This window comes from Pseudonocardia sp. KRD291, from assembly GCF_019263595.1.
In the GTDB taxonomy this organism is placed as follows: Bacteria; Actinomycetota; Actinomycetes; order Mycobacteriales; family Pseudonocardiaceae; genus Pseudonocardia.
This window is the reverse complement of the sequence record NZ_JADQDD010000017.1, coordinates 15,921-41,692: the sequence shown is the minus strand read 5'-3', so window position 1 is coordinate 41,692 and position 25,772 is coordinate 15,921. Positions and strand designations below refer to the sequence as shown.

Annotated in this window: 21 protein-coding genes; 8 read left to right on the top strand and 13 right to left on the bottom strand. The window is 74.0% G+C overall.

Annotated elements, in window-relative coordinates; all coding sequences use genetic code 11:
- Positions 1-221: 221 nt before the first annotated feature.
- The 7 genes from I4I78_RS04810 to I4I78_RS04780 form a co-directional block, all read right to left on the bottom strand.
- A complete protein-coding gene (locus tag I4I78_RS04810; protein ID WP_218609954.1) occupies positions 222-692 on the bottom strand; it encodes a (2Fe-2S)-binding protein in 471 nt (156 codons plus the stop codon).
- A 10-nt stretch (positions 693-702) separates the two neighbouring features.
- Positions 703-3,048: a molybdopterin cofactor-binding domain-containing protein gene (locus I4I78_RS04805; RefSeq protein ID WP_218609953.1), complete on the bottom strand. Its 2,346-nt coding sequence runs from the start codon at positions 3,046-3,048 to the stop codon at positions 703-705.
- Positions 3,049-3,353: 305 nt separating this feature from the next.
- The gene (locus I4I78_RS04800; RefSeq protein WP_218609962.1) at positions 3,354-4,721 is read right to left on the bottom strand and encodes a NarK/NasA family nitrate transporter; all 1,368 of its coding nucleotides are present in this window, start codon (positions 4,719-4,721) and stop codon (positions 3,354-3,356) included.
- A gap of 192 nt (positions 4,722-4,913) precedes the next feature.
- Complete coding sequence (locus tag I4I78_RS04795) at positions 4,914-5,741, bottom strand: TIGR02569 family protein (RefSeq protein WP_218609952.1); 828 nt, start codon at positions 5,739-5,741, stop codon at positions 4,914-4,916.
- Positions 5,742-5,872: 131 nt separating this feature from the next.
- Positions 5,873-8,230 carry a hypothetical protein gene (locus I4I78_RS04790; protein ID WP_218609951.1) on the bottom strand — a complete coding sequence of 786 codons (2,358 nt, stop codon included), beginning with the start codon at positions 8,228-8,230 and terminating at the stop codon, positions 5,873-5,875.
- A gap of 277 nt (positions 8,231-8,507) precedes the next feature.
- The gene (gene moeZ, locus I4I78_RS04785; protein WP_218609950.1) at positions 8,508-9,680 is read right to left on the bottom strand and encodes an adenylyltransferase/sulfurtransferase MoeZ; all 1,173 of its coding nucleotides are present in this window, start codon (positions 9,678-9,680) and stop codon (positions 8,508-8,510) included.
- 79 nt (positions 9,681-9,759) lie between these two features.
- Positions 9,760-10,854, bottom strand: a complete 1,095-nt coding sequence (locus tag I4I78_RS04780; RefSeq protein ID WP_226379105.1) for an alpha/beta fold hydrolase — start codon at positions 10,852-10,854, stop codon at positions 9,760-9,762.
- A gap of 252 nt (positions 10,855-11,106) precedes the next feature.
- On the opposite strand from I4I78_RS04780, the gene I4I78_RS04775 reads away from it, so the two are divergent.
- The 3 genes from I4I78_RS04775 to I4I78_RS04765 all read left to right on the top strand — a co-directional run bounded on the left by I4I78_RS04775 (position 11,107) and on the right by I4I78_RS04765 (position 15,251).
- Positions 11,107-12,060 (top strand): hypothetical protein, encoded by a 954-nt coding sequence (locus I4I78_RS04775; RefSeq protein ID WP_218609949.1) that lies wholly within the window; start codon positions 11,107-11,109, stop codon positions 12,058-12,060.
- Positions 12,061-12,062: 2 nt separating this feature from the next.
- The gene (locus I4I78_RS04770; RefSeq protein WP_218609948.1) at positions 12,063-14,492 is read left to right on the top strand and encodes a cation-translocating P-type ATPase; all 2,430 of its coding nucleotides are present in this window, start codon (positions 12,063-12,065) and stop codon (positions 14,490-14,492) included.
- Between the two features lie 114 nt (positions 14,493-14,606).
- Positions 14,607-15,251 carry a TetR/AcrR family transcriptional regulator gene (locus I4I78_RS04765; RefSeq protein WP_218609947.1) on the top strand — a complete coding sequence of 215 codons (645 nt, stop codon included), beginning with the start codon at positions 14,607-14,609 and terminating at the stop codon, positions 15,249-15,251.
- 107 nt (positions 15,252-15,358) lie between these two features.
- On the opposite strand, the gene I4I78_RS04760 is transcribed toward I4I78_RS04765, so the two are convergent.
- From I4I78_RS04760 to I4I78_RS04750, 3 genes are read right to left on the bottom strand one after another with little or no spacing between them, the layout of a single operon-like run.
- Positions 15,359-16,285, bottom strand: coding sequence for an alpha/beta fold hydrolase (locus I4I78_RS04760; protein WP_218609946.1), 927 nt, complete (start codon positions 16,283-16,285; stop codon positions 15,359-15,361).
- 17 nt (positions 16,286-16,302) lie between these two features.
- Positions 16,303-17,235 carry a diiron oxygenase gene (locus I4I78_RS04755; protein ID WP_218609945.1) on the bottom strand — a complete coding sequence of 311 codons (933 nt, stop codon included), beginning with the start codon at positions 17,233-17,235 and terminating at the stop codon, positions 16,303-16,305.
- A 1-nt stretch (position 17,236) separates the two neighbouring features.
- Positions 17,237-18,151: an SDR family oxidoreductase gene (locus tag I4I78_RS04750; protein ID WP_218609944.1), complete on the bottom strand. Its 915-nt coding sequence runs from the start codon at positions 18,149-18,151 to the stop codon at positions 17,237-17,239.
- Positions 18,152-18,197: 46 nt separating this feature from the next.
- Between I4I78_RS04750 and I4I78_RS04745 the strand changes: the two genes are divergently transcribed.
- Positions 18,198-18,908, top strand: coding sequence for a TetR/AcrR family transcriptional regulator (locus I4I78_RS04745; RefSeq protein WP_308251901.1), 711 nt, complete (start codon positions 18,198-18,200; stop codon positions 18,906-18,908).
- Entirely contained in the window at positions 18,901-19,272 is a 372-nt protein-coding gene (locus tag I4I78_RS04740) for a DUF4873 domain-containing protein (protein WP_218609943.1), read from the top strand. Before I4I78_RS04745 ends, I4I78_RS04740 begins: the two co-directional genes overlap by 8 nt.
- Before the next feature lie 112 nt (positions 19,273-19,384).
- On the opposite strand, the gene I4I78_RS04735 is transcribed toward I4I78_RS04740, so the two are convergent.
- A complete protein-coding gene (locus I4I78_RS04735; protein WP_218609942.1) occupies positions 19,385-19,612 on the bottom strand; it encodes a DUF3107 domain-containing protein in 228 nt (75 codons plus the stop codon).
- Positions 19,613-19,860: 248 nt separating this feature from the next.
- On the opposite strand from I4I78_RS04735, the gene I4I78_RS04730 reads away from it, so the two are divergent.
- On the top strand, positions 19,861-21,012 hold the full coding sequence (locus I4I78_RS04730; protein ID WP_218609941.1) for a WD40 repeat domain-containing protein: 1,152 nt from the start codon (positions 19,861-19,863) through the stop codon (positions 21,010-21,012).
- 10 nt (positions 21,013-21,022) lie between these two features.
- Here the strand turns inward: I4I78_RS04730 and I4I78_RS04725 are convergent, their stop codons facing one another.
- Both I4I78_RS04725 and I4I78_RS04720 read right to left on the bottom strand, forming a co-directional pair.
- Positions 21,023-21,604 carry a hypothetical protein gene (locus I4I78_RS04725; protein WP_218609940.1) on the bottom strand — a complete coding sequence of 194 codons (582 nt, stop codon included), beginning with the start codon at positions 21,602-21,604 and terminating at the stop codon, positions 21,023-21,025.
- A gap of 7 nt (positions 21,605-21,611) precedes the next feature.
- Positions 21,612-22,286 carry a ferritin-like fold-containing protein gene (locus tag I4I78_RS04720; RefSeq protein WP_218609939.1) on the bottom strand — a complete coding sequence of 225 codons (675 nt, stop codon included), beginning with the start codon at positions 22,284-22,286 and terminating at the stop codon, positions 21,612-21,614.
- A gap of 504 nt (positions 22,287-22,790) precedes the next feature.
- Here I4I78_RS04720 and I4I78_RS04715 point away from each other — a divergent pair.
- Both I4I78_RS04715 and I4I78_RS04710 read left to right on the top strand, forming a co-directional pair.
- Positions 22,791-24,524: a DEAD/DEAH box helicase gene (locus tag I4I78_RS04715; protein WP_218609959.1), complete on the top strand. Its 1,734-nt coding sequence runs from the start codon at positions 22,791-22,793 to the stop codon at positions 24,522-24,524.
- Positions 24,525-24,546: 22 nt separating this feature from the next.
- The gene (locus I4I78_RS04710; protein ID WP_218609938.1) at positions 24,547-25,770 is read left to right on the top strand and encodes a PQQ-binding-like beta-propeller repeat protein; all 1,224 of its coding nucleotides are present in this window, start codon (positions 24,547-24,549) and stop codon (positions 25,768-25,770) included.
- The last annotated feature ends 2 nt before the right edge of the window (positions 25,771-25,772 follow it).

Genomic DNA, 25,772 nt, shown 5'->3' with positions numbered 1-25,772 from the left:
TCGCTGAGCACGGCGGTGGCCCCGTTGTCGACGAAGGCCCCGAACGCGATCGGCAACCCGGAGTCGGTCTGCACCGCCCGCAGCGCCGCACGGAGTGCGGGAAGCGGGTCGAGACCCGCGTCCGTCACTGACTTGCTCATCGGAACCGCCTTTGGTTCGGGAGCGTGCGCGTCGCAGCACACCCGTCGGGGGCGGGTGTGCTGCGACGATAGTGCCCGGCATCACATGTTCTCGGCACCGGCCTTGATCGCCTCGCGGATCCGCTGGTAGGTCCCGCAACGGCAGATGTTGCGCAGCTCCTCGATGGCGGTGTCGTCGACCTCGCGCCCCTCGGTCACGCACTGCCGGACCTTGGCCACCGCGGCCATGATCTGGCCGGGCTGGCAGTAGCCGCACTGCGCGACGTCGTAGTCGATCCAGGCCTGCTGCATCGGGTGCAGGTCCTCCCCGTCGGCCAGCCCCTCGATCGTGGTGACCTCGTCGGAGTCGGCGACGTCAGCCACGCGGACCGAGCACGGGTTGAAGGCCTTGCCGTTGATGTGGCTGGTGCAGGCCTTGCACACGTTGATCCCGCAGCCGTACTTCGGCCCGGTGAACCCGAGCAGGTCGCGAATCACCCAGAGCAGGCGCACGTCGTCCTCGGTGTCGACGGTGACCTGCTCACCGTTGAGCTTGAAGGTCTGTGTAGGCATGTCGGGCTCCTCAGAACGTGGTGTCGAGGCCGTTGGTGGGCGACGGCGGGATCGGCGGCACCGTCGGGTACGGCTCGAACGGCCGCGGCTCCTTGTGCATGATCGGGAAGTACTCCGGGACCTTCCCGGTCGCCCGCGCGTAGGCGCACGCGATCGCGCCGGTCGACCCGCCGACACCGAGCTCGCCGACGCCGCCGGGCTCCGGGGCGTCGGACTCCACGAGGTGGAAGTTCACCTCCGGCGGGGTGTTCCACTGCCGGGTGTAGAAGTAGTTGTCCCAGCTGGCCTCGACGAAGTGCCCGTCGACCAGGCTCATGCTGCCGGTCAGCGTCATCGCCAGCGCGTCGTTGATCGCGCCCAGGATCTGGGCCTCGATCCCGCGCGGGTTGATCACGACTCCGACGTCGACGGCCGTGGTCACCTTGGTCACGCGCGGCCCGGTCAGGCCCTCCCGGACCGACCGGTTCACCGTCTCCGGACGGCAGTCGATCTCCACCAGCGTCGCGATCACCGACTTGTACTCGGTCTGGAAGGAGATGCCCTGGGCCGTGCCCTCCTCCATCGTCCGGCCCCAGTTCCCCTCCTCGGCGACCTTGTCCAGCACCGCGCGCTGGCGGTCGTGCTTGAGGAACTCCCGGCGGAACTCGTAGGGGTCGCGGCCCATCTTCGCCGCGATCTGGTCGACCATCAGCTCCCGGGCGACCGTGGAGTCCGGCGAGTAGACGTTGCGCATGGGGGCGGTGTTGAAGCGCATGTCGACCTCGTTGAGCAGCCGGGTCGAGACACCGAAGTTGTACGGGACCGTCTGGCTCAGCTCCCAGATCACCTCGGCCACGGCGAGGTTGCCCGACGGCAGCCGGGACGCCGCCACGGTCAGCGCGTCGCCGAACCCGTGGCTGACGTCCATCGAGACGCTGGTGTGGCGCAGCTCGAAGCTGAGCACCGAGTCGGCGGTGACCGAGGCGCGGACCCGGGACGTGGCCATCGGGTGCACGCGGCCCTGGCGGGAGTCGTCGGCGCGGGTCCACATCAGCTTGACCGGCTTGCCGATCTTCTGCGAGAACTCGGCCGCCTCCAGCGCGGCGTCCAGGAACAGCTTGCGCCCGAACGAGCCGCCGCCCTCGGTCACGTGCACGGTGACCGCGTTGGTCGGCAGGCCGAGCAGGTCCGCGATCTGGTCCTGGGCGGTGATCGGGGTCTTGGTCGGGAACCACATCTCGGCCGAGTCCGACCGGACGTCGGCGATCGCGCAGTTGGTCTCCAGCGAGCTGTTGGACTTGAAGTAGAACGTGAAGTCGCCCTCGACCGTGCTGCCCCCGGCCGGCGGCACCGCCAGCGGGAGCTCGGCCTTCCGGAGATCGGCCAGCACCGACTCGTCGTCCTGACCGGCGACCGTGCCCGGCTCCCACTGCACCGTCATCGCGCGGACGGCGTCGATGCAGTGCCCGAAGGTCACCGCCCGCACCGCGACGCCGGTCGCGATGATCTCGACGTCGGTGACGCCGGGCATCGAGCGGATCTCGTCGACGTTGTCGATGGCGATCGGGGCGCCGTTGAGGTCGGGGGCGCGGCAGACCACGGACGGAAGCGCGTCCGGGATCTGCAGGTCGGTGGCGAACTGCTTCTTACCGGTGACGATCGCCCGGGCGTCGGTCTTGGTCTGCGGCTTCCCGAGGATCCGGAACTCCTCGCGCGGCTTGAGCACGACCTCGACCTGCTCGGTCGTCTGCACGGCGGCCTTCTCCGCGAGCTCGCCGATGCCCAGCGTCCCGCCGGTCAGGCTGGTGATCACACCGGCCCGCGAGCTCAGCGTCCCCGCGTCCTGGTCGAACGCGGCGGCCGCCGCGTCGAGCAGGCGGCCCCTGGCCAGCGCGGCCGCCACCCGGACCGGGGTGTACAGCGTGAACATCGCGCTCGAGCCGCCGGTGAGCTGGTTGAACACCAGCTCCGGGCGGGCGTCGGCCAGCGTCACGACGACCTGGTCGAGCTCCAGGTCCATCTCCTCGGCGATGATCATCTGGGTCGAGGTGATGATCCCCTGCCCGTTGTCCGAGCGCGGCATCGCGAACGACACGGTGCCGTCGCGGTTCACCTCGATCTTGATCAGGTTCGCGGTCGGGCGGGCCGCGTCCCGGATCGCGTCGCTCAGGTCGTAGAGCTCGGTCGTCTGGACCGACGGGATCGGCGCCGCGGACGCCTCCGGGGCGCCGAAGACGGTCTGGCGGCCCATCTCCGCGGCCACCACGAGCGTGGGCGCGGCGATCAGGTAGCCGAGGAAGCGGCGGCGGCTGACGCCACCCTCGCCCTCGGGCGGACGGGGGCGCAGCGCGGTGGCGGGTGCACGGTGAGCGGGCATCGTTGTCCTCTCGGAACGGCCTCCCGCCGGGCCTCGAGGGGGAGCGCGACCCTGGCCGGGAGTACTTGGACCGGCCAACGACGTCCAGAAGGGACGGATACGAGAAACGCGCAGGAAGCAGGATCATCCGGTTGACGGCACGCGTCCGTAGAGGTGTGCCACGACCTGCAGATCTGAGGTCCGCCTTACCGGTAGATCCGCAACGACCGTCCTCCTCGACCCGCAGATGCGGAACTGCGCCGCCCTGTGACAGCACCCACATCCGGGGGTGGCCGCGCACGACCGTGGTCGGACCGACCGCGCCGTCAGACGCGGGCGAACGCCACGTCCGCCCGGTCCGCGCCGACCGGCACGGGCCGCAGGTAGACCGCCCAGGTGACGACGAGGCAGATCACATAGAAGGCCAGGAAGGCCCAGAACGCCGGGGCGCCGGTCCCCGCGGACAGGAAGGACGCGCGGAACGCGAGGTTGATGAACAGCCCGCCGAGCGCGCCCACCGCGCCGACGATGCCGATCACGGCACCGGAGACCCGGCGCGCCGTCGCCGTCTCGGCCGCGGCGTCACCGCCGTTCGCCACGTTCGCCCTGGCCCGGCTGGTGAAGATGGCCGGGATCATCTTGTAGGTCGACCCGTTGCCGATCCCGGTGAGCGTGAACAGCAGCACGAAACCGACCGTGAACACCAGCAGCGAGTCCGCGCCGGACGCCGCGATGATGATGCCCGTGGCGACGGCCATCGCCGCGAAGTTCCACAGCGTGACCCTGGCCCCGCCGAACCGGTCGGCCATCCGCCCGCCCAGCGGGCGGATCAGGGAGCCGATCAGCGGGCCGATGAACGTCACGGCCGCGGCCTGCAGCGGGGTGCGCCCGAACTGGTTCTGCAGCACCAGCCCGAACGCGAACGAGTAGCCGATGAACGAGCCGAACGTCCCGATGTAGAGGAACGACATGATCCAGGTCTGGCGGTCCCGACAGGCCTCGACGAACGCGCCGGTGTCGTTGCGCACGGCCGCGATGTTGTCCATCCGCACCCAGGCCAGCACGGCCGAGACCACGATGAACGGTATGTAGATCGCGATCAGCAGACGCGGCGAGCCCGCACCCGCGGTCGCGATGACCAGCAGCCCGATCAGCTGCACCACCGGGACCCCGAGGTTGCCGCCGCCCGCGTTGAGCCCGAGCGCCCAGCCCTTCTGCCTCTCCGGGAAGAACGTGTTGATGTTCGTCATCGACGAGGCGAAGTTGCCGCCGCCGACGCCCGCGACCGCCGCGACGACCATCAACGTCGTGTACGAGACCCCCGGCTCCATCACGATCAGCGCGAGGACCGTGGGGGCCAGCAGCAGCGAGGCACTGACGATGGTCCAGTTCCGGCCGCCGAACCGGGCCACCGCGAACGTGTAGGGCAGCCGCAGCACGGCGCCGACCAGCGTCGGGATGGCGACCAGGAAGAACTTCTGCGCCGCGTCGAACCCGTAGTCCTGGCCCATGAACAGGACCAGCACCGACCACAGCGTCCAGATCGAGAACCCGATGTGCTCGGAGAAGATCGACTGCCAGAGATTGCGGCTCGCGACCTTCCTGCCGGTGCGCTCCCAGAAGCCGGGGTCCTCGGGCTCCCAGTGCTCGATCCAGCGGCCGCCGGGACGGCGGCTCTCGGATTCCGGGATCATTGCGGTCACAGAAGAACTCCCCACGCCGGCGACTATCAGGTACGCCGAACCGTAGGAAGTTCCGGTTGCCCGGATGTGGCCCCGCGTGACGTCGCGGAAAATCCTCTCTCACATGCCGATCACACGGGTGTGAGATGCGCGGGCGCCCGCCGGAGGGGGCCTGTGCCCACGGCCGGGCGCTACAGCCGGGTGCTACAGCCGGGTGCTGACCAGGCCGGCGACGCGCTCGAGGCCGCCCAGCGACGCCGCCGTGGCCTCCGGGTGCTGGGCGTGCAGGGCGAGCCGGTGCAGCACCGCGCGCAGCAGCGCCTGCGGCCACTCGGGCAGCTCGGACCAGCGGTCCATCAGCGCGTCGTCGGCGCCGCCCCACGCGATCGCGTCGACGACGACGACGGCCGCCGCCCACTCGGCCGGGCGCCAGAACGGCACCAGGTCGAGCACCGCGGGCACGCCGGCGCGGTCGAACAGCATCGCGCCGAACAGCTCCCCGTGCACCACCTGCGGGGTGAGCCGGATCGGGCGCCGGTGCGCGGCGAGGTCGGCGAACAGCTCCCCGCCGGTCAGCGGGTCGAGGTCGAGGCGGGACTCACCGAAGGCCGCCGAGGCCGAGCGGGACAGCAGGTCGTCGCGGTCGTCGAGCAGTCGCGGCCGCAGCACCGTCGAGGTGGCGGCGTGCAGGCGCAGGGACGCGGCGACGACGTCGTCGTGGCGCGGTTCGGACGTGCCCGACAGGTGCCGGGACGCGGCCCAGCCACCGACCACCCAGCGTCCGTCGCTGGACCGCACGGGCCGCGCCAGCCGGACGCCGTCGACCTCGAGGTTCTCCAGCACCGTGGCCGACCAGGCGGCCACGACGTTGTCCGAGACCGGGCGCAGCAGGACGTCGCCGCAGTGCCAGGCGCGTTGGCCTGCCCATACGACGGGCCGCGGGACGGCCTCACGCACCCCGAAGGCGACGCGGACGTGCTCGGGCAGGGCGCTCGTGGACGGAGCGGGCGCGAGCGGGCGGACTGCTGTCACGGGCCGGACCGTACCCGGGCCCGTCCCGCGCGCACATGTGCCACGCGGGACGATCCGCGATCTCCTCCCACCGCCGTACCGGATCGGGCGTCACCGCCCGCCTACGGGCCGGACACCCCGGTGCCGCCCGCCTACGCGCCCGACGACCCGCTCTCGCCCGACTCCCCGCCGGACCCACCGCTGGACTCCTCGCCGGACTCACCGCCCGACTCACCGCCGGATCCCGCCTCGGACGAGGTCCCGCCGGATCCGGAGGAGTCACCGGACTCGTCCGAGCCGCTGCCGGAGCCGGAGCCGCCCGATGCGGAGCCGCCCGATCCGGACGACGCCGACGAGCCGCCCCCACCACTCGAGCCGGAACCGCCCTCGGCCGACCGGTTCGCCATCTCCTCGGCGATCTGGCGATCCGCCTCCTGCAGCACCGGACGTGCGGCCTCCGCGCCGATCGCCGACTCGAGGTACGGGCCGGCGACCGCGCTGGCCATGCCCGCGCCACCCGACGTCGCCGGAGCGGTACCGCCACTCTCCGGCCCGACGATCTTCCTCGGTGCGATCGGCGCCGACCCCTCGTCCGGCGCCGACTTCTCCTTCGGGGCCGACTCCTCCGACGGGGCCGACTTCTCCTTCGGGGCCGAGTTCTCCTTCGGGGCCGAGTTCTCCGACGGGGCGGACCTCTCCTTCGGAGTCGACTTCTCCGCCGGGCGGTCCTTCTCGCCGGAACGGTCCGCGCCGCCGTCCTCACCGATGATCGGTGCGTCCTTCAGGAGCCCACCGCCGGAGTCCCCGCCACCGCGGGCCCGGTCCTTCGGCTTGTCGTCGTTCCCCTTGCCGGCCTCGTCCTTGTTGCCGTCGCCTCCCGCGGGCGCCTCGGCCTTCTCCTTCGCTCCGGAGCCCGCGGACTTCTCCCCGTCGCCCGTCGCGCGGCCGCCCTTGTCGCCCTTGTCGTCGCCACCCTTGCCGGTCAGGCCGTCGACGGCTCCGCCGACGACACCGGCCGCCTGCCCGACCACGCCCTTCGACCCGCCGGTATCGGCGGGCGTGACGGTGCCCCCGCCGTCGTCCGGCTTCGCTCCGGGCGCCGCCGGGGGCTTGCCGTCGCCCTTGTCGCCCGCCTTGCCGGGCTTCGGATCTGCGTTCCGGTCCCCGCCGGTGAGCTTCTTGACCCCGTCCGACGCGCCCTGGACCGCGCCGCCGAGCACCTCGGCCGGCCCGGATTTCTTCCCGTCCCCGGCCCGGTCACCGGAGGGACCACCTCCGCCACCCGCGTCGGCCTTCGGCGCGGTCGGTGCGGTCGGGGCGGCCCCGCCACCGCCACCCTCACCCGGGCCGCCCCGGGCCGGGTTCTCCGCGCCGGCACCGGCCGCGTTCTCGTCGCTGCGCGGCGCGGTCTCGTCGCGCGGGCCGCGCGGGTCGGGCGGACCGCTCGTCGTGACCCGGCCCGTCTCCCGGTCGCCGCTGGGGTCCCGGCCACCGGCGAGCACCTCGGGCCGGCTCGGGGCCGACGTCGGCTCGGGCGAGCTGGGCTTCTCCCCGCGGGCCAGCGCGAGCACGTCGCCGGACACCTTCTCGGTCTCCTCCGGCGCACCCGGCAGGGCCGAGCGGCGGGCCTGCGCGAGACCGTCGTCGAGCGTGCGCAGCTCGTCCTGCTTGGCCTCGCGCTGGCGGGCCCGCATGTCCCGCTGCTCGTCGAGCGCCGCGATCGCGGCCGCCTGGTCGGCGCTGCGCCGCCCCGGCGGCGGCAGCTCGGCCACGACCTGGTCGAGCTGGGCGAGCTGCTGGTCGGCGAGCGAGAGCTCGTCACCCGCACGCTGCAACGAGCGATAGGCCTCGAGCTGCGAGGTCAGCGTGGCCCGCTGCTGCTGCAGCACCGACCGGCGCTGCTCCAGACGCCGTACCGGGACCGGCTGTGTGGCCACCGCCCGGCTCGGGTCGGCCTGCATCTGCTTCCAGGTCTGCTGGGTGCGGCTGATCGTGTCCAGCTGCTCGTCCAGTGCGGTGAGCGCGACCCGCGCCTGCCCCTCCCACTCCTCGGCGGAGAGCTCACGGGGCGCGGTCGTCGGCGTGGTCTCGGTGACGGCGCTGCCGGCACTGATCGCGTAACCGCCGGCCAGCACGGCGGTCGCGCCGATGATCGCGAGGGTCCGACGGTGGCGCAGCAGGCTGCGCGGCGCCGACAGCGCGCCGGGCGCGGGACGGCGGCCACGCCGGACGCCGGACCCCGGACGTGCCGCGACCGCGGGCACCAGCGTCACCGCCGGAGCGTTCTGCGGCTCCGCGACGGGCTCCGGCGCGGGCTCCCGAAGCCAGGGCAACGTCTCGGCCAGCCGCTGGTCACCGTCGGCCTGCGTGGCGGCACGCCGGGCGTGCCGGGCGGCGGCGCGGTGCGCGGCGGTGCAGTACCGGCGCTCCGGACGGCCGGGCACGACCTCGATCTGCTCGTCACAGCCCGGTAGCGCGCACTGCCGCACCGATGTCGTGCCCTGGTCCACCCGGCCCTCCAGCCTGAACGATCCACGGCGGAGCGGGCGCGACCCGGTTCGCCGGGCGTGCCGGAACTGCCACCGATTCGCCACACCCTTGTCGCGCCGACCGGTGCCAACGTTTCGCCGTACGGGCGCGTTGCGGCGGTAAACGGATCGGTTTCACTCGATCAGCGCAACCGGTATCTACAGCGGGCGACGAGGAAGATCCGGATGCCGCAGTCCGACGACGACGGCCGCCGTCCCCGGGAAGGGGACGACGGCCGTCAGCGATGGTCGGTACGGGTCAGTACGTGGGCAGCGAGGGATCCACCGTCTTGGCCCAGGACAGGACGCCGCCGCCGACGTGCACGGCGTCGTTGAACCCGGCCTTGTGCAGAGCGGCCAGCACCTCGGCCGAGCGGGCGCCGGACTTGCAGTGCAGCACGACCGGCTTGTCCTGCGGGATCTCCGAGAGCGCCGCGCCGGACAGGATCCGGTCCTTGGGGATCAGCGTCGCGCCCGGGATGCTGACGATCTCGAACTCGTTCTGCTCGCGGACGTCGATCAGCGCGAAGTCCTTGCCCGCGTCCATCATCGCCTTGAGCTCGGCGGCGGTGATCGTGCTGCCCGCCGCGGCGGCCTGGGCGTCGTCGGAGACGGTGCCGCAGAACGCGTCGTAGTCGATCAGCTCGGTGATCTTCGGGGTCTCCGGGTCCTTGCGGATCCGCACCTGCCGGTAGGTCATCTCCAGCGCGTCGTAGATCATCAGGCGGCCGAGCAGCGTCTCGCCGATACCGGTGATCAGCTTGATCGCCTCGTTGACCATGATCGACCCGATGGACGCGCAGAGCACGCCCAGCACGCCGCCCTCGGCGCAGGAGGGGACCATCCCGGGCGGCGGCGGCTCCGGGTAGAGGTCGCGGTAGTTGAGGCCCAGCCCGTTCGGGGCGTCCTCCCAGAACACCGACGCCTGGCCCTCGAAGCGGAAGATCGAGCCCCAGACGTAGGGCTTGCCGAGCAGGACCGCGGCGTCGTTGACCAGGTACCGGGTGGCGAAGTTGTCCGTGCCGTCCAGGATCAGGTCGTAGTCGCGGAAGATGTCGAGCACGTTGTCCGAGGTCAGCCGCTCGTTGTGCAGGCGGACCTCGACGTGCGGGTTGGTCTCGCGGATCGAGTCGCGCGCCGACTCGGCCTTCGGCCGGTCGATGTCGGACTGGCCGTGGATGATCTGACGCTGCAGGTTCGACTCGTCGACCACGTCGAACTCCACGATGCCCAGCGTGCCCACCCCGGCCGCGGCCAGGTAGAGCAGCGCGGGGGACCCGAGCCCGCCCGCGCCCACGACCAGCACCTTGGCGTTCTTGAGCCGCTTCTGCCCGTCCATCCCGACGTCCGGGATGATCAGGTGACGGCTGTAGCGACCGACCTCGTCCTTGGTCAACTCGGCGGCCGGCTCCACCAGCGGCGGTAGCGCCATGGTTCATCTCCTCGCAGAAATCCGTGTGCGGTCGCCGGGGCCAGGGCCCCGGTGGCTCTCCCCTGCCAGAACGCGGGGCTCAGCCGCAATCTTCCCGCACCGCGCCGCCGGCCCAGCGGCCCTGCTCCTGGGCGTCCCACGCCCCGGCCATCGCGCGGGCGACGAGCTCGGGGACCTCCATCTGCGCGACGTGCCCGACACCGGGCAGCAGGAGCAGCCGCGCGTCCGGCAGCGTGGCGACGGTCCGGCGCGCCAGCCGGGCGGTGACGATGCGGTCCTGCTCGCCCCAGATCACCATCGTGGGCACCCGGACACGGGCGGCGCGCAGCCACGCCTCACGCCCGGCCCAGACGCCGAGCAGCCCGCGCGTCGCGCCGTCCGCGGCCTCGGACGCCCACGGCAGCGTGGCGCGGTGGGTGGCCTCGGCGACCAGCTCGTCCAGGCGGCGGGCGGACCCGCGGGCCGGGTCGGCGAAGCACAGCCGGACGACTTTCTCCGCCCGCGTGCGCAACGGCTCCTCGGCCAGCGCGCGGCGCGCCGACCGGCCCAGGCCCGGCACCATGGCCAGTGCCATCCGGGGGTCGGAGAGGCGGCGCGGGTCCGGTCGGCGGTCCGGCATGGCGGGCGAGACCAGCGTCAGCGAGCGCACCAGCTCCGGACGGCGGGCGGCGACCGTCATCGAGATCAGCCCGCCGAGGGAGTTCCCGACCAGGTGCACCGGGCGCCCGCGTCCGGCGATCCAGCAGAGCAGGGCGTCGGCCATCGCCTCCGGGGTGTACTCGCGCGACGCGGTCGGCTCGGAGAGCCCGAACCCCGGCAGGTCGACGGCCGTTCCGGCGACCCGCGGGACGAGCATCCCGGCCAGGTCCGTCCAGTTCGTCGACGAGCCCGCGAGCCCGTGCACGTAGACGGCCTCCGGCAGGTCCGGCGACGTGCCCGGCGTCTCCCGCACGTGCAGCGCCACCCCGCCGGACACGACGGTCCGTCCGGGCCAGGGCGCCTGCATCGGGTCGATCCGGCCGAGCGTGGCCTCGTCGGCGAGGTCGGCGTCATCGGGACGGGTCCCGGCGAGCCCGTCGGGGCGGGCCCCGTCAACACGGTCGGGGCGCAGCCCGGCGAGCCCGGCGCCGCGGGTGGCGGAGCGGTGAACGACCGGTGTCGAGCGGAAGGCCATCCGACCATCATGGCGTGCCCACCGGCCGGCTGTGGCGTCCGGGTGATCGGCCCCTCACCTCCCGGATGGTCCGCGATGGGATACCCCCCTATAGTATGTGAACCGCCCGATCGGGTCATGGCCTATCCGGTACGGCGCCGAGGCGTTGTACCGGGTGTGGGAACCGACGCGACCGGGACGGACCGGACGACCGCGCGCCGCACCCGTGGCGGGCGGCACCGGGACACGCAGGCGCGGGACGGAGGTACGGCGGTGGCCGGTAGGACGACGGCGCGGGTGGGCGGCTTCGCGGCCGCGCTCGCACTGGTGTTCGCGGGCGGCTGGGCCCTGGGCGGGACCCTCGGGCCCGTGGTCGGTGGGTCCGGCGCCGCGACGGCCGTGGTCGACGCCTCGCGCGCGGTCGGCCCCGGGCACGGGACGGGCACCCCGCACGCCTCCCCGGGCGGTTCGCCGGCGGCCGCGCCCGACCCGGAGACCGAGCCGGCGGGCCTGAGCTCCACCCGCTCCGGCTACACGCTCGTCGCCGACGGCACCGTGCTCGACTGGAAGCAGCCCACCGAGATCGCGTTCACGATCACCGGCTCGGACGGCGCGCCGGTCCGGGCGTTCGACGGGGCGCCGGGGGCGCAGATCGACGCCGCGGTGATCCGCCGGGACGACGCCGGCTACACGCAGCTGCGTGCCACCCAGGGCCCGGACGGGGTGTGGCGCGCGCCGGTCGAGTTCCCCGGCGCCGGGGTCTGGCGCCTCTACGCCGGGTTCACCCCGACCGGCGGGCCGGCCCTGGACCTGGGGACCGACCTGTTCGTCCCGGGCCCGTTCGGCCCGTTCACCTTCACCGGAGAGCAGCGCACGGTGCAGACCGGCGAGTACCAGGTCCGTCTGGACGGCGGCCTGCTCGCCGGCGGCGAGTCCCGGGTGTTCGCGACGGTCAGCAAGGACGGCGCGCCGGTCACCGACCTGGCCCCGGTCGAGGGCACCGGCGGCGCGTTCGGCCGGATGGTCGCGGTGCGCCAGGGCGACCTGGCACGGTTCCCGCTGCGTCCGGAGACCACCGGCTCCGGCCCGGACGCACGCTCGGGACCGGGCGTGGCGTTCGTCGCCGACGTCCCGTCGCCCGGAAGCCACCGGCTGTTCCTGACGTTCACCCATGACGGCGCCGAGCACCTCTGCGAGTTCACCGTCGGCACCCCGACAGGGAGTTGATCATGGCTACGGTCACCCCGGAACGCCCGGACACCCAGCGCGTCGAGCTGCTGATCGGCGGCATGACGTGCGCGTCCTGTGCGAACCGCGTCGAACGCAAGCTGAACAAGCTCGACGGGGTGGCCGCCACCGTCAACTACGCCACCGAGAAGGCCGAGGTCCACTACCCGCAGGACCTGGGCACCGACGACCTCGTCGCGGCCGTGCAGGCCGCCGGCTACCGCGCCGAGCTGCCCGCGCCACCGCCCTCGCCGGACTCACCGGACGCACCCGCCGTTCCGGACCGCGCCGAGATCCACGTGCGGGACCTGCGCCAACGCCTCGTCGTCTGCGCGCTGCTGGCCGTGCCGGTGATCGCCCTGTCGATGGTCCCGGCCTGGCAGTTCACCTACTGGCAGTGGATCTGCCTGACGCTGGCCGCGCCGGTCGTCGTCTGGGGCGCCTGGCCGATCCACCGGGCCGCCGCCACGACGCTGCGGCACGGCTCGGCGAGCATGGACACCCTGGTCTCGCTGGGGACCCTGGCCGCGCTCGCCTGGTCGCTCTACGCGCTGCTGCTCGGCACCGCGGGCAGGCCCGGGATGGTGCACCCGTTCAGCCTCACGGCGTCCTCGGTCGACGGCTCCGGGCAGATCTACCTGGAGGTCGCGGCCGGGGTCACCCTGTTCATCCTGCTCGGGCGCTACGCCGAGGCACGGTCGAAGCGCCGGGCCGGTGCGGCGCTGCGCGCGCTGATGGAGCTCGGCGCCAAGGACGTCTCGGTGCTCGACGCGGACGAGAGGAGCGCAGGCGGAACGAGCATCGGCGCAGAGGGGAGCGCAGGCGGAACGGGCGTCGGCACGGTCCGGGAGCGACGCATCCCGATCGACCGGCTGGCCGTCGGCGACCGGTTCGTGGTGCGCCCGGGCGAGAAGGTGGCAGGGGACGGGGTCGTCGTCTCCGGCACCTCGGCCCTGGACATGTCGATGCTGACCGGCGAGTCGGTGCCGGTCGAGGTCGCCGAGGGCTCGCCGGTCACCGGCGGCTGCGTGAACGCCGGCGGTCGGCTGGTGGTGCGCGCGACACGGGTCGGCGCGGACACCCGCCTGGCCCGGATGGCGCAGCGGGTGGAGCAGGCGCAGAACGGCAAGGCCGCCGTGCAGCGGCTGGCCGACCGGGTCTCCGGCGTGTTCGTGCCGATCGTGATCGTGCTCGCGGCGGGCACGCTGGGCTTCTGGCTGGGTTCCGGCGCGCCGGCCGCCGAGGCGTTCACCGCCGCCGTCGCCGTCCTGATCATCGCCTGTCCCTGCGCGCTGGGCCTGGCCACACCGACCGCGCTGCTGGTCGGCACGGGTCGCGGCGCCCAGCTCGGGATCCTGATCAAGGGCCCGGAGGTGCTGGAGTCCACCCGGGCGATCGACACCGTCGTGCTGGACAAGACCGGGACGATCACCCGCGGCGAGCTCTCGCTGGTGTCGGTGCACCCGGCGCCCGGCCAGGACGAGACCGAGGCGCTGCGCATCGCCGGGGCGGTCGAGAACGGCTCCGAGCACCCGGTCGGGCGCGCGATCGCCGCGGCCGCACGCGAGCGCTCCGGCGGGGACCTGCCCGGCGTCGGCCAGTTCGAGAACCGGCCCGGCCTGGGCGTGGCCGGCATCGTCTCCGAGCTGCGCGAGGCCGGCCCGGTGACCGACCCGGTCGAGCCGGTGCCGACCGCCGCGCGCGAGGACACCGTCGTCGCGCACGCGGTGCTGGTCGGGCGCCCGGCGCTGCTCGCCGAGCACGACGTCGAGATCCCGGAGGAGCTGCGCGCGGCGCAGACCGCCGCGGAGGAGGCCGGGCACACCGCCGTCGTCGTCGCCTGGGACGGGCACGCGCGCGCCGTGCTCGAGGTGGCCGACACCGTGAAGCCGACCAGCGCCGAGGCCGTCCGCGCGCTGCGCGACCTGGGCCTGACCCCGGTGCTACTGACCGGCGACAACGCCGCCGTCGCCCGCAGCGTGGCCGCCGAGGTCGGGATCGACCCGGGCCCGGAGACGGTGATCGCCGAGGTGCTCCCGGAGGACAAGGTCGCCGCGGTGGAGGCACTGCAGGCACAGGGGCGGGTGGTGGCGATGGTCGGCGACGGCGTCAACGACGCCGCGGCGCTGGCCACCGCGGACCTCGGTCTGGCCATGGGCACCGGCACCGACGTCGCGATCGAGGCCGGCGACCTGACGCTGGTGCGCGGCGACCTGAGGGCGGCCGTCGACGCGATCCGGCTCGCCCGCCGCACCCTGGCCGTGATCCGCGGCAACCTGTTCTGGGCGTTCGCCTACAACGTCGCGGCCCTGCCGCTGGCCGCCGCCGGGCTGCTGAACCCGATGATCGCGGGCGCGGCGATGGCGTTCAGCTCGGTCTTCGTGGTGACCAACAGTCTGCGGCTGCGCCGCTTCCGGAGCACGGTCGGCTGACGACCCCGCCGACGGTGGCGACGCGCGGCCACGCGACGTTATGAATCCGTGCCTACCGACGAGTAGGGTGCGAAGACAGCCGGCGTGGTGACATCAGGTGAAAGGGCGGGCCCGATGACCGGAACCTCGACGCCCCGCGGCGCGCGGCTCTCCCGCGGCGCACGACGGGCGCAGCTCCTCCTGGCCGCGCGCGACGTGTTCGCCGCGCAGGGCTACCACGCCGCCGCGATGGACGACATCGCCGAGCGCGCCGGCGTCAGCAAGCCGGTGCTCTACCAGCACTTCCCCGGCAAGCTGGAGCTCTACCAGGCGCTGCTCACGACCTACGCCGAGGAGCTCGTCGAGCGGGTCTCCGGGGCCATCGAGAAGACCTCGGACAACCGGGCGCGGGTGAACGCCGCGGTCGCGGCGTACTTCGACTTCGTGGCCGGCGAGGGCAAGGCCTACCGGCTGGTGTTCGAGTCCGACCTGCGCGGGGACCCCGAGGCCGCGGCCCTGGTGGAGAACGCGCTGGCCCGGTGCATCGACACGATCGCCGACGCCGTCACCGACGACGCAGGCCTGGACCGGGACCGGGCGCGGCTGCTCGCGGTCGGGCTGGTCGGGCTCAGCCAGGTCGGTGCCCAGTACTGGCTCGACTCCGAGCAGCGCGTCCCGCGCGACGAGGCGGTCGGCCTGATGTCGTCGCTGGCGTGGCGGGGTATCGCGGGCTTCCCCCGGATCACCGACCAGCAGCCGGCCGACGAACAGTCGGCCTGAGCGACCTGCCTGACCGAACGGGCAGGTTCGCCACGCCGCGGGCGGGCCCGGTCGTCGCGGGAGTCCGGCGACGACCGGGCCGTCCGGTCCTCGCCGGTGGCGCGCCGCTACAGGGCGTCCGCGGGCTGCGCGGACGGCGCGGCCGCGGCCTGGCGGGCCAGTGCCGCGATCCGGGTGGCGACGCCGCCGACCCGCTCCACCGGCAGCATGTGACCGGCGTCCGGGAAGATCGTCATGGACGACCGCGGCAGGTGCTCGCGGATCCGGTGGGTCAGGCGCAACGGGGTCAGCCGGTCCCGCGACCCGATCATCACCTCGACCGGCATGTCGGCGAACGCGGCCAGTGCGGCGTCGCGCTCGTGCGTGGTCAGGGTGGGGGTGAACCCGGAGACCGTGGTCGGGCGGCAGCCCGCGACCGCCTCGCAGGTCAGCCGGGTGGCCCGGATCCCGGGCCTGCGGCCCAGCAGCAGCGCGCGCATGCCGGCGAGCAGCAGCAGCGGGTGCCGGGTCAGCTCGCGGCGCTCGGTCCAGCGGGGGCTGCCCTCCACCCGGCCCTTCCCGGCCAGGAACGCCTGCGCGGGGCGCCCGCGCAGGCCGAGCGTCGCGGCACCGCCCAGACCGCCGCTGGCCGTCGCGACCAGTGCGACGCCGCGGACCCGCTCGGCGACCAGCTCCGGGTACCGCTGCGCCAGCGTCATCACCGTCATCCCGCCCATCGAGTGCCCGGCCAGCACCAGCGGGCCGGACGGGCAGACCTGGGCGATCACCTCGGCCATGTCGTCGGCGAGCTGTTCGAGCGTCATCGACGGCTCCGGCGTGTCGTCCGAGCGGCCGTGCGCGCGGTGGTCGTAGCGCACCACCCGCGGGGGCGGGCCGGCACCTGCCCCGGCCGCCAGCGCGTCGGCCACCGGGGCCCAGCAGCGCTCGTCGAGCGTCCAGCCGTGCGCCAGCAGCACCGTCACCGGCGCCCCGGGCGGGCCGGACTCGCGCACGTGCAGCCCGGTCCCGTCCCGGGTGACGATCCGTCGTGGCATGCGTGTGCCTCCCGTGCTCAGATCAGGTGGGCGCGGCGCCAGATGACGTCGGTCGGCCCACCCATGATCTTCTGCTCGCGCAGGAACGGCACCAGCTTGCGCGCCGTCCAGCGCTTCATCTCCTGGTGGTGCGGGTTGTTGCGGGCGGCCTTCGCGCCGACCTTCGGGTCGATCCCGACGCTGCGGTAGACCTCGGGGTGGATCAGGTTGCGCGCGACGATCGCGGCGATCCGGGCGGTGAGGAAGTTGGCCAGGCCCTTCTGCCACCAGTTCGTCTTCGGCATGATCCGCTGCAGCTCCTCGCGGGCGTAGCGGACGTGCCGGGCCTCCTCCGTCACGTGGATCTTGTTGATCATCCGGGAGAGCGGCTGGACGCGCTCGTCACGCATCCCCTCGCGCTGGAGCTGATCCAGGATCTCCTCGACGAACAGCGTGCCGGCGAACATCGCGGGCCCGGTGCCGACGGTCTTGAAGAACCGGCCCGCCTCGTGCACCCGGCGCTTCGGCGCGTAGTCCGGGACGTCGTAGCGCTCGGTGGCCTTGGCGAACATCATCGAGTGCCGGCACTCGTCGGCGATCTCGACCAGGGCGTACTGGATGTGCGCGCGGCGCGGGTCGCGGTCGTAGGCGTAGCGCAGCAGCATCTGCATCAGGATCATCTCGAACCAGAGCCCGATCCGGGCGACGCTGCAGAACTCGTGGATGCTCAGCGTGATCCGCTGCTCCTCGGTGAGGTCGTCCCAGAGCTCGGTGCCGTAGAGCGAGCAGCGTTCCGGGACGATGCCGTACTTGCCCTCGACGAGCGGGGCGTCCCAGTCGATGTCGATCGAGGGCTCGTAGGACTTGTCCACCGACGAGCGCAGCAGGCGCTCCGCGGTGGCCTCGCGGTCGCCCAGCTTCGCGGTGGACTTGCTCCCGGTCTTGTCCGTGCCCTTCGTGGGTGCACTCATCTCAGACACTCCTCTCGCCCGCACCGACGGCGGCGTCGGCGCTGTTGCCGGTGGCAGTGGTGGCGGTGGCGGCGGGGAGGACCCGGCCGGTCAGGCGGCGCACCAGGTCCGCGGCGGCCGGGGCGGAGTCGAAGTGCCCGGACCGCGCCTTCGCGCGCAGCTGCCGCACGACGGCCGCGCCGACGATGCCCGGCAGGTGCCTACCGGCCCACAGCTCCAGGCCCCCGAGGCGGGTCCCGGCGGTATCGCGGGGAGGCCGCACCGAGGTCAGCGTGCGGACGACGGTGCCGACGATGTCGTCGACCTCCTCGCGGCGGACCTGACCCTCCAGCGCCAGGCCGACGGCGTGCCCGGCGTCGTGGATCGGTGTGCGCACGTAGCCCGGGTACACCGTGGAGACGGCGACCTCGGTCCCGTACTCCAGGCGCAGCGCGTCCGCGTAGGCGGTCATCCCGCGCTTGGCCACGCTGTAGGCCGAGACGAACGGCAGCGTCAGGTAGGCCAGCTCGCTGGAGACGAACACGACCCGGCCCTTCGCGCCGCGCGCCCGTCCGCCCTCGAGGAGGGTCGGCAGCGCGGCCGCGGTGACCCGCCATGCGCCGAGCAGGTTGACGTCGATGACGCGCATCGCGTCCGGGTGCAGCGGGCCGCCCGCGTCGTTCGGGGTGCCGATGCCGGCGTAGTGCACGACGGCGTCCAACCCGCCGAGCAGGGACACCGCCTCGTCGACGGCGGCGGTCACGGCCGCGTCGTCGGTGATGTCGCAGGCGATCACGTGCGGACCCGCGACCCGGTCCAGGCCGACCACGTGCGCGCCCAGCTCACGCAGCCGCGCGGCCGTCGGCTCGCCGAAGCCACCGGCGGCACCGGTGATCAGGACCCGGCTCCCGGGACCGATCGGATGTGCTCCCGACACGTCGCCCTCCTTGCTGTTACCGTCGGTAACTGTTACCACTGGTAACGTGCCTCAGGACAGCAGCGATGTCAAGCCGGACCGCCAGGACGCGCGGGACCGTCGCCGGGCCGAGCGACGGGCCGAGATGGTCGAGGCCGCGATGAACGCGGTACGCGAGCACGGGGCCGGGGTGTCGATCGCCCAGATCGCGATGGCGGCCGGCATCACCAAGCCGGTCCTCTACCGGCACTTCGACGACCGCGCGGATCTGCAGCGGGCGGTCGGCGAGGCGTCCGCGGAGATCCTGATGGGCCGGATCTGGCCGACCCTGGAGATCGACGCGGAGCCGGTCGAGCACGTCGCGGCCGTGATCGACGCGTTCCTCGCCGGGATCGAGGACGAGCCGCAGCTGTGGCGCTTCGTCGTGCACAACCCGGCCGAGCCCTCGGCCGGCGCGGAGATCGTCGAGGACGTGCGCGGCCAGATCGCCGCGCTGCTCGCGACGATCATCGGCGAGCGGTTGCGCGCCGAGGGCCGCGACTCCGGCGGCGCCGAGGCCTGGGCCTACGGACTGGTCGGGATGGTCCAGTCCGCCGGGGACTGGTGGCTCGACCGTCGCACGATGAGCCGCGACGCCCTGACCAACTACCTCACCGTGCTGATCTGGAGCGGGATCGCGGGCGTGGCGGGGATCGACTCCCCCACCGCCGCCGCCGACGTCCTGCGCCTGGTCCCGCACCCGACGACCGCATCCGCGAAGGAGGCCACCGATGGCTGAGCAGCCCGACACGCAGACCGTGAACCACACCGGGGATCACGACGAGCACCACGACGACGAGGGCTACACCGGCCCGGCGACGGTCGTGCTGGACGGTGAGCAGATCGCGGTCGAGGTCCGCCTGGAGTGCCGGCACGAGCCGTTCGACGGGAAGGTCCACTGGTCCGGGCGGGTGCTGGTGAACGCGCGGCTCACCGAGCTGATCGGCAACGGCGGCGCCGAGGTCGAGGTACGGACCGGCACCCACGCCGCGCAGGGCAGGCTCGCGGAGCCCGACATGTGGGGTCGCTACCGGGCCACCGGCGTCGGGCACCCGCCGTTCGCGATGGACGAACCGCCGGAGCCGGAGTCCGACGACGCCTGATCGTCCGGGCCCGGCCTCCCGGCCCGGGCCCACGGGTACGACGACGGCCCGGCCACCACCGGTGGCCGGGCCGTCGTCGTCTGCTTCTCGGGAAACTCTGCTTCTCGGGGGCTCAGCCGCCGAGGCCGAACCCGACCTTGCGCTCCTCGCTGCCGATCTCGACGTACGAGATCCGCGCCACCGGGACGACGAAACGGTTGCCCTGCTCGTCGGTCATGTCCAGCAGCCCGGTGTCCGACTTGAGCGCACCGCTGACCTGCTCGACGACCTCGTCCGGCGACCGGTCGCTGGACACCACGAGCTCCCGCGGGCTCTCCGCGATGCCGATCTTGACCTTCACCGGTGGACCTCCTGAACGCACTGCTCGATGTCTTATCCGTCGCCAGGCTAGTCCAGTCGGGACGATCTCGACGGCTCCCCCGGTTCGCCGTGGGAGAAACCGGGGCGGCGGCCGCCGGTCCGCGATGCCACACTCCGCGGAAACCGCAGCGGAACGGGGGCCGCACCATGACCGACGCCCGTCCCGGAGCGCCCGGGTTCCGGCCGGACGGGCGGGGCCCGGGCCGCGGGACCCGGCGGGGACGAGGCGTGCGGGTCGGCGTGGCCGCCGCGGTGGTGGTCTGTGTGGCGGCGCTCCTGGTCGACCTCTCCTACGTACGCGACCGGGTCGGCCTGTCCGCGCCGCGGCCGGTGGTGGCCACCGCCCTCGACGGGCCCCGGCCGGTCGTCGTGGTCGCCGGACCCGGCCCCACGCTGCGGCGCGTCGACCCCGCGACCGGCGACGTCCTCGACACGACGCCGACCCCCGGTGAGGTCGTCCGCGCGCTCACCGTCGTGACCGTCGACGGCCGGGCGCGCATCGCGACCGGCGACCAGGACGGCCGGGTCGCGATGCGCGACCTGGAGACCGGCGACCCGGTCGACGGCACCCTCGGCAGCCACGACGGGGCGGTCACCTCGCTCGTCGCGACCCGCCTGCCCTACGAGGGCCGGACCGTCGGCCGCCCGGAGCCCTACGACGGCGGGCCCGGGCTCGCGTCCGGCGGCGAGGACGGCACGGTACGGATGTGGGACGCGAGCGGCGGTTCGCGGCAGACCCTCCTCGACCGGATCCGGAGCGAGGCCCGGGCCACCGGTGCGGTACGGGCGATCGCGGCCGACACCACCGCCGTCGAGCAGACCTACGGCGCCTACGACACCTCCCTGGGGGTCATCGTCCGGACCAGCCTCGTCGTCGGCACCGCGGACGGGCTCGTGCTCCCGTACGCGGCGTACACCGGCGGCGGGTCCGGGAACGGGGGACGTGCCGTCAGCGCGTCGGGCGGCGTCACCGCCGTCACCGCGGTGCACCCGCCCGACGGGGCCGTGCCCCGCTACGGCGACCCGCGCCGGCTCCTGCTGTTCGCGGCCGGGTACGGCGACGGGTCGATCCGGGTCCTGACCGAGATCAGCTACAGCGAGCAGCTCCCGATGAGTACCCCGCGCGACGTCGCCAGGGGTCCGGTGACCTCGCTGCAGACCCGGCGCCTGCCCGGCGGGGACGCCGTCGTCGCCGCCTACGCCGACGGCACGGTCACCCGCATGGGGCCGACGCTGGCCGAGGGGCCCGTGGAGACCACCACACTGCCCGCCGCGGCGCGGGGCGGCTACGCGGTCGCGACCACCGTCGTCGGGGGGAGGCTCGTGGTCGTCGCCGCGTTCGGCGACGGGTCGATCACCCGCTGGATGCCGGACGGCTGAGGGCGGCGGCTCACCGGTCCAGCCGGACGATCCGCAGCTCGACGACGTCGCGGATCGCACGGTCCGGCGTCCGGTCGCCCACCACGATCAGCCGCGGCCGGTCCAGGTATCTCCCGTCCTCCTGGTAGGACAGCAGGACACCGCCCGGGCCGCTCACGCCGTCGCTGCTGCGGCGGGTCGCGAGCTCGACGTAGGACACCGCGGCCGTCGCGCCGTCGGCCCCGACCGCGAGCAGGACGGCCGACTGCACCGGGGTCCCGGCCGGACCGGCGTCGTAGCCGGAGAACGGGTCGGCCCGGAGCAGGTCCAACCCGGACTCGGTGTGCCGCTCGAACCGCGCGCCGACCCCGGGGCCGCCCCACCAGGTGACGTCCACCGACATCTTCCCCACCGACTTCTCCAGTCCGTTGCCGGTGATCTCGCGCACGCGGTGCACGTCGCCGTCGAGGACCACCACGGCTTCGGCGCCGGGAGCGGAGGTGTTGGGGACGCGGACCGGGCCCCGCTGCGGCGCGGGCGCGGCGGCGCTGCAGCCGGCGAGCGACACCGCCACGGCCACGGCCAGGACGGGGAGCCACCGGGCCGACGTCACGTCATCCCTAGGACAGGCCCAGGCGCGACATCCGCCTGCCGTGGTTGGCCTGCACCTTCTTGATCAGGTTCGCGATGCCGCCCATGTCACCGGAGCCGCGGACGATGAACTCGGCCAGCTCGTCGCGCTCGGCGACCACGCGCTGGGCCTGGGTCACCGCCTCACCGAGCAGCCGCCGCCCCCACAGCGCCAGCCGGTCGCGCTGCTGCGGGTTCACCGCGCAGGCCGCCTGGACCTCCCGCTCGGCGAACGCGCTGTGCCCGGTGTCGGCCAGAACCTGCTGCACCAGCTCCCCGGTCCCCGGGTCGACCCACCCGGCAACCTCGCGGTAGAAGTCGGCGCCGAGACCGTCGCCGAGGTAGGCCTTGACCAGCGACTCCAGCCAGCTCCGGGGGGCGATCGAGGCGTGGTAGGAGTCCCACAGCGCGACGAACGGCGCCATCGCCTCGGACACCGCGACCCCGGTCCGTGCCAGGTGGTCCTCGATCAGACGGAAGTGCCCGATCTCGGCCGCGGCCATCGCGGAGAGCTGCGCACGCCCGGTCAGGGTGGGGGCGGCACGCGCGTCCTCGGCCAGCCGGTCGAACGCGGAGAGCTCGCCGTAGGCCAGCACCCCGAGCAGGTCGACCATCGCCCGGGCGGGGCCGCCGGCGTCGAGCTCGGCACCGGCATCCGTCCTCATGGCCGTCACCCTAGACGTCCGCGGGCCTGCGACACCCGGACACCGCCCGCGACGTCCCGGCGACCCCGGGCGGCCGCCGACGGCCCGGCGTGGCGCCCGGCGTGTCGCACCGTGCGGGCAGGTCGGCAGGGGTCCGCCCGGGTGGGCTGCGACACCGTCGTGCCCGGTGCCGGACCCGGCGGGGTAGGATGCGGGGTGCACGCCACACCCAGCCGGGAGAGACGTGCCCACCGCGCGGGGAACGGGCAACGGGTCGCACAGTGCCACGAGTACGCACAGTGCCACGAGTACTGCGACCCACCGCCCCGCACATGACCTGGTGCGCGCAGCGCCTCGGCGGTTCTCCCACCCGCGGCCTCACGGCCCGGCGTGGTCGACGAGCTCGCCACCGGCTCCTGTGCGCGGAGAGAGGCGATCACCCTGTCCGCCCCGAACGACATCCCCACACCCGACGAGTCCTCACCCGAGATCGACCCCGGGTTCGAGGACACCGGAATCCCCGCGATGATCCGGGACGAGCCGACCGAGGCCCCGGCCGACGAGAAGCTCCCCCCGACCTTCGCCGAGCTCGGCGTCCGTCCCGAGATCGTCTCCGCGCTGGCGGAGAACGACATCGTGCGCACGTTCGCCATCCAGGAGCTGACGCTGCCGCTGGCGCTGGCCGGTGAGGACTGCATCGGCCAGGCCCGTACCGGCACCGGCAAGACGCTGGGCTTCGGCGTCCCGATGCTGCAGCGCCTCACCCCGCCCGGTGAACGCCCCGCCGCCACCGCCGAGGGCGAGGCCGCGGACCGCACCAAGGACGTCCCGCAGGCCCTGGTCGTCGTCCCGACCCGGGAGCTGTGCGTGCAGGTCGCGCGCGACATCGCCGCCGCCGGCAAGAACCTCGGCGTCCGCGTCGTGGCCATCTACGGCGGCCGCGCCTACGAGCCCCAGCTCGAGGCCCTGCGCAAGGGCGTGGACATCGTCGTCGGCACCCCGGGCCGGCTGCTCGACCTGGCCGAGCAGCGCCACCTGGTGCTGGGCCGGGTCAACGCGCTGGTCCTCGACGAGGCCGACGAGATGCTGGACCTGGGCTTCCTGCCCGACGTCGAGCGGATCCTGCGGATGCTGCCCGAGGAGCGGCACACGATGCTGTTCTCGGCCACCATGCCGAGTCCGATCGTGGCGCTGTCCCGGCGGTTCCTGAACCGCCCGACCCACATCCGCGCCGAGGAGTCCGACCAGGGCTCCATCCACGAGCGCACCCGCCAGCTCGTCTACCGGGCACACGCGATGGACAAGGTCGAGCTGGTCACGCGCGTCCTGCAGGCCAAGGACCGCGGCCTGACGATGGTCTTCGCCCGCACCAAGCGGACCGTCCAGCGGGTCGCCGACGACCTGGCCGAGCGCGGTTTCGCCGCCGCGGCCGTGCACGGCGACCTGGGCCAGGGCGCCCGCGAGCAGGCGCTGCGCGCGTTCCGCGCGCAGAAGGTCGACGTCCTGGTGGCCACCGACGTCGCGGCCCGCGGCATCGACGTCACCGACGTCACCCACGTGCTCAACTACCAGTGCCCCGAGGACGCGAAGACCTACATCCACCGGATCGGCCGCACCGGGCGTGCCGGTAAGGAGGGCGTGGCGGTCACGCTCGTGGACTGGGACGAGATGCCCCGCTGGAAGATGATCAGCGACGAGCTCTCGCTGGGTATCGACGAGCCGGTGGAGACCTACTCGACGTCCGACCACCTGTTCTCCGACCTGGAGATCCCGGCCAAGGCGAGCGGCCGGCTGCCGGTCGCGAACCGCACCCGGGCCGGCCTCGAGGCCGAGTACATCGACTCCGAGGGCGACCACGGCGGGGCCAAGCGCCGCGACCGCGACGGCGGCGGCCACGACGGCGGTCGTGGTCCCGGCGGACGTGGCGGTGCCGGCGGGCGCAGCGGTGACGGGGACGGGGACGGCGAGAGCCGCCGCCCGCGTCGCAACCGGTCGCGGTCGCGCACCCGTGGTGGCGTGTCGGTCGAGGCCGGCGCCGCCCCGTCGGCGGGCGGCTCGGAGACCCACGCCGCGGTCCCGTCGTCCGGTGGTGACTCCGGCCCGGCCGCGAACGCCGGTCCGGACGGCGAGGGCGGTGCGGCCAAGCCGCGTCGCCGTCGCCGTCGGGGACGCCGTTCCGGTGCCGGCCAGGGCGAGGGCGCCCAGGCCGGCGGTACCGGCGGTGGCTCCGACAGCGGCGCGGACGTCGCTGCCAGCTGACCCGTAGCTCCTGCGCTCCCCCGTGCCGCGGTTTCGGCTGCCCGCACCCGAACGACGCCACCGCGGCGACCTCCTGGTCGCCGCGGTGCTCGTCGTGCTGCTGGCCGGGGTCGCGATCCTCTACGGCGTGCAGAGCCCGGCGGCGAACACCGGGTCGGTGACCGCGACCGCGCCGCCCGACCCGCCGCCGCCGGCCGCAGCCGTCCCGACCGGTTTCACCGAGCTGTGGCGCGCACCGAGCCCGGCCACCCCGGTGCCGGTCGCCGCCGGTGACGGCGTCGTGGTGGCCGGCGACTCGACGGTCTCCGGCCGCGACGCCCGGACCGGGCAGCAGCGGTGGAGCTACACCCGCGACCTGCCGCTGTGCACGGTCGGGTCGGCGTTCGGACGGGTGCTCGCCGCCTACCGCAACGACGAGTACTGCAGCGAGCTCTCCGCGCTGGCCCCGGACAGCGGTGCGCGGGGGCCCGCGCGCACGCTCGACGTCCGCCCCGGGACCCGGCTGGTCGGCGACGGCCCGCTGCTGGCGACCGGTCAGGACTACCTGGAGACGATGCGCTCCGACCTGGTCCGGACCACCGAGTACGGCACCGTGCGCGCCCTCGAGGAACCGGGCGACCAGCCGCGGACCGGGTGCACGTACTCCTCGTTCGGCACCGGCGGGGGCCGGGTCGCGGTGACCGAGGACTGCCCGTCGGACACCTCGCAGCGGCTCACCGTACTGCGCCCGGACGCGGCCAAGGGCGACCAGCCGGCCGCGGACTCGTCGGCCGAGCTGGGCGTGCGCGGCGCACAGGTGGTCGCCGTGGCCGCGGACCGGGTCGCGGTCCTGCTCCCCGGCGAACCGCGGCTGCTGCTCGTCGACCGTGCCGGCGCACGCGTCGGGGAGTTCCCGCTGGCCGTCGGGCCGCCCGTGTTCACCCCCACCGACGGCGTCGCGCGGGTGACCCGCGGCGAGGGCGACCTGTACTGGTGGACGGGCTCGGCGACGGTCGCCCTGGACCGCGACACGCTCGAGCCGCGCTGGACGCTGCGCGGCACCCTGGGCCCCGGCGTGCCCTACGCCGGACGGCTCCTGGTCCCGCAGCCCGGCGGGCTCGCCGACGTCGACCCTGCCACCGGGGTGTCCCGCGCGAGGGTCCCGGTCGACCGTGCCGGCTGGACCGGGCCGGTGCAGACCGCCGCGCAGGGTTCGGTCCTGGTCGAGCTGCGCGGCCAGGACGTGGTCGCGCTGGGACCGCGCTAGGA

Coding starts and splice junctions, on each gene's coding strand:
- I4I78_RS04780 (WP_226379105.1), bottom strand. CDS start 10,854: ATGGCCTTCCGCTCGACACCGGTCGTTCACCGCTCCGCCACCCGCGGC.
- I4I78_RS04770 (WP_218609948.1), top strand. CDS start 12,063: ATGGCTACGGTCACCCCGGAACGCCCGGACACCCAGCGCGTCGAGCTG.
- I4I78_RS04760 (WP_218609946.1), bottom strand. CDS start 16,285: ATGCCACGACGGATCGTCACCCGGGACGGGACCGGGCTGCACGTGCGC.
- moeZ (WP_218609950.1), bottom strand. CDS start 9,680: ATGGCGCTACCGCCGCTGGTGGAGCCGGCCGCCGAGTTGACCAAGGAC.
- I4I78_RS04755 (WP_218609945.1), bottom strand. CDS start 17,235: ATGAGTGCACCCACGAAGGGCACGGACAAGACCGGGAGCAAGTCCACC.
- I4I78_RS04805 (WP_218609953.1), bottom strand. CDS start 3,048: ATGCCCGCTCACCGTGCACCCGCCACCGCGCTGCGCCCCCGTCCGCCC.
- I4I78_RS04800 (WP_218609962.1), bottom strand. CDS start 4,721: ATGATCCCGGAATCCGAGAGCCGCCGTCCCGGCGGCCGCTGGATCGAG.
- I4I78_RS04720 (WP_218609939.1), bottom strand. CDS start 22,286: ATGAGGACGGATGCCGGTGCCGAGCTCGACGCCGGCGGCCCCGCCCGG.
- I4I78_RS04765 (WP_218609947.1), top strand. CDS start 14,607: ATGACCGGAACCTCGACGCCCCGCGGCGCGCGGCTCTCCCGCGGCGCA.
- I4I78_RS04715 (WP_218609959.1), top strand. CDS start 22,791: ATGATCCGGGACGAGCCGACCGAGGCCCCGGCCGACGAGAAGCTCCCC.
- I4I78_RS04810 (WP_218609954.1), bottom strand. CDS start 692: ATGCCTACACAGACCTTCAAGCTCAACGGTGAGCAGGTCACCGTCGAC.
- I4I78_RS04740 (WP_218609943.1), top strand. CDS start 18,901: ATGGCTGAGCAGCCCGACACGCAGACCGTGAACCACACCGGGGATCAC.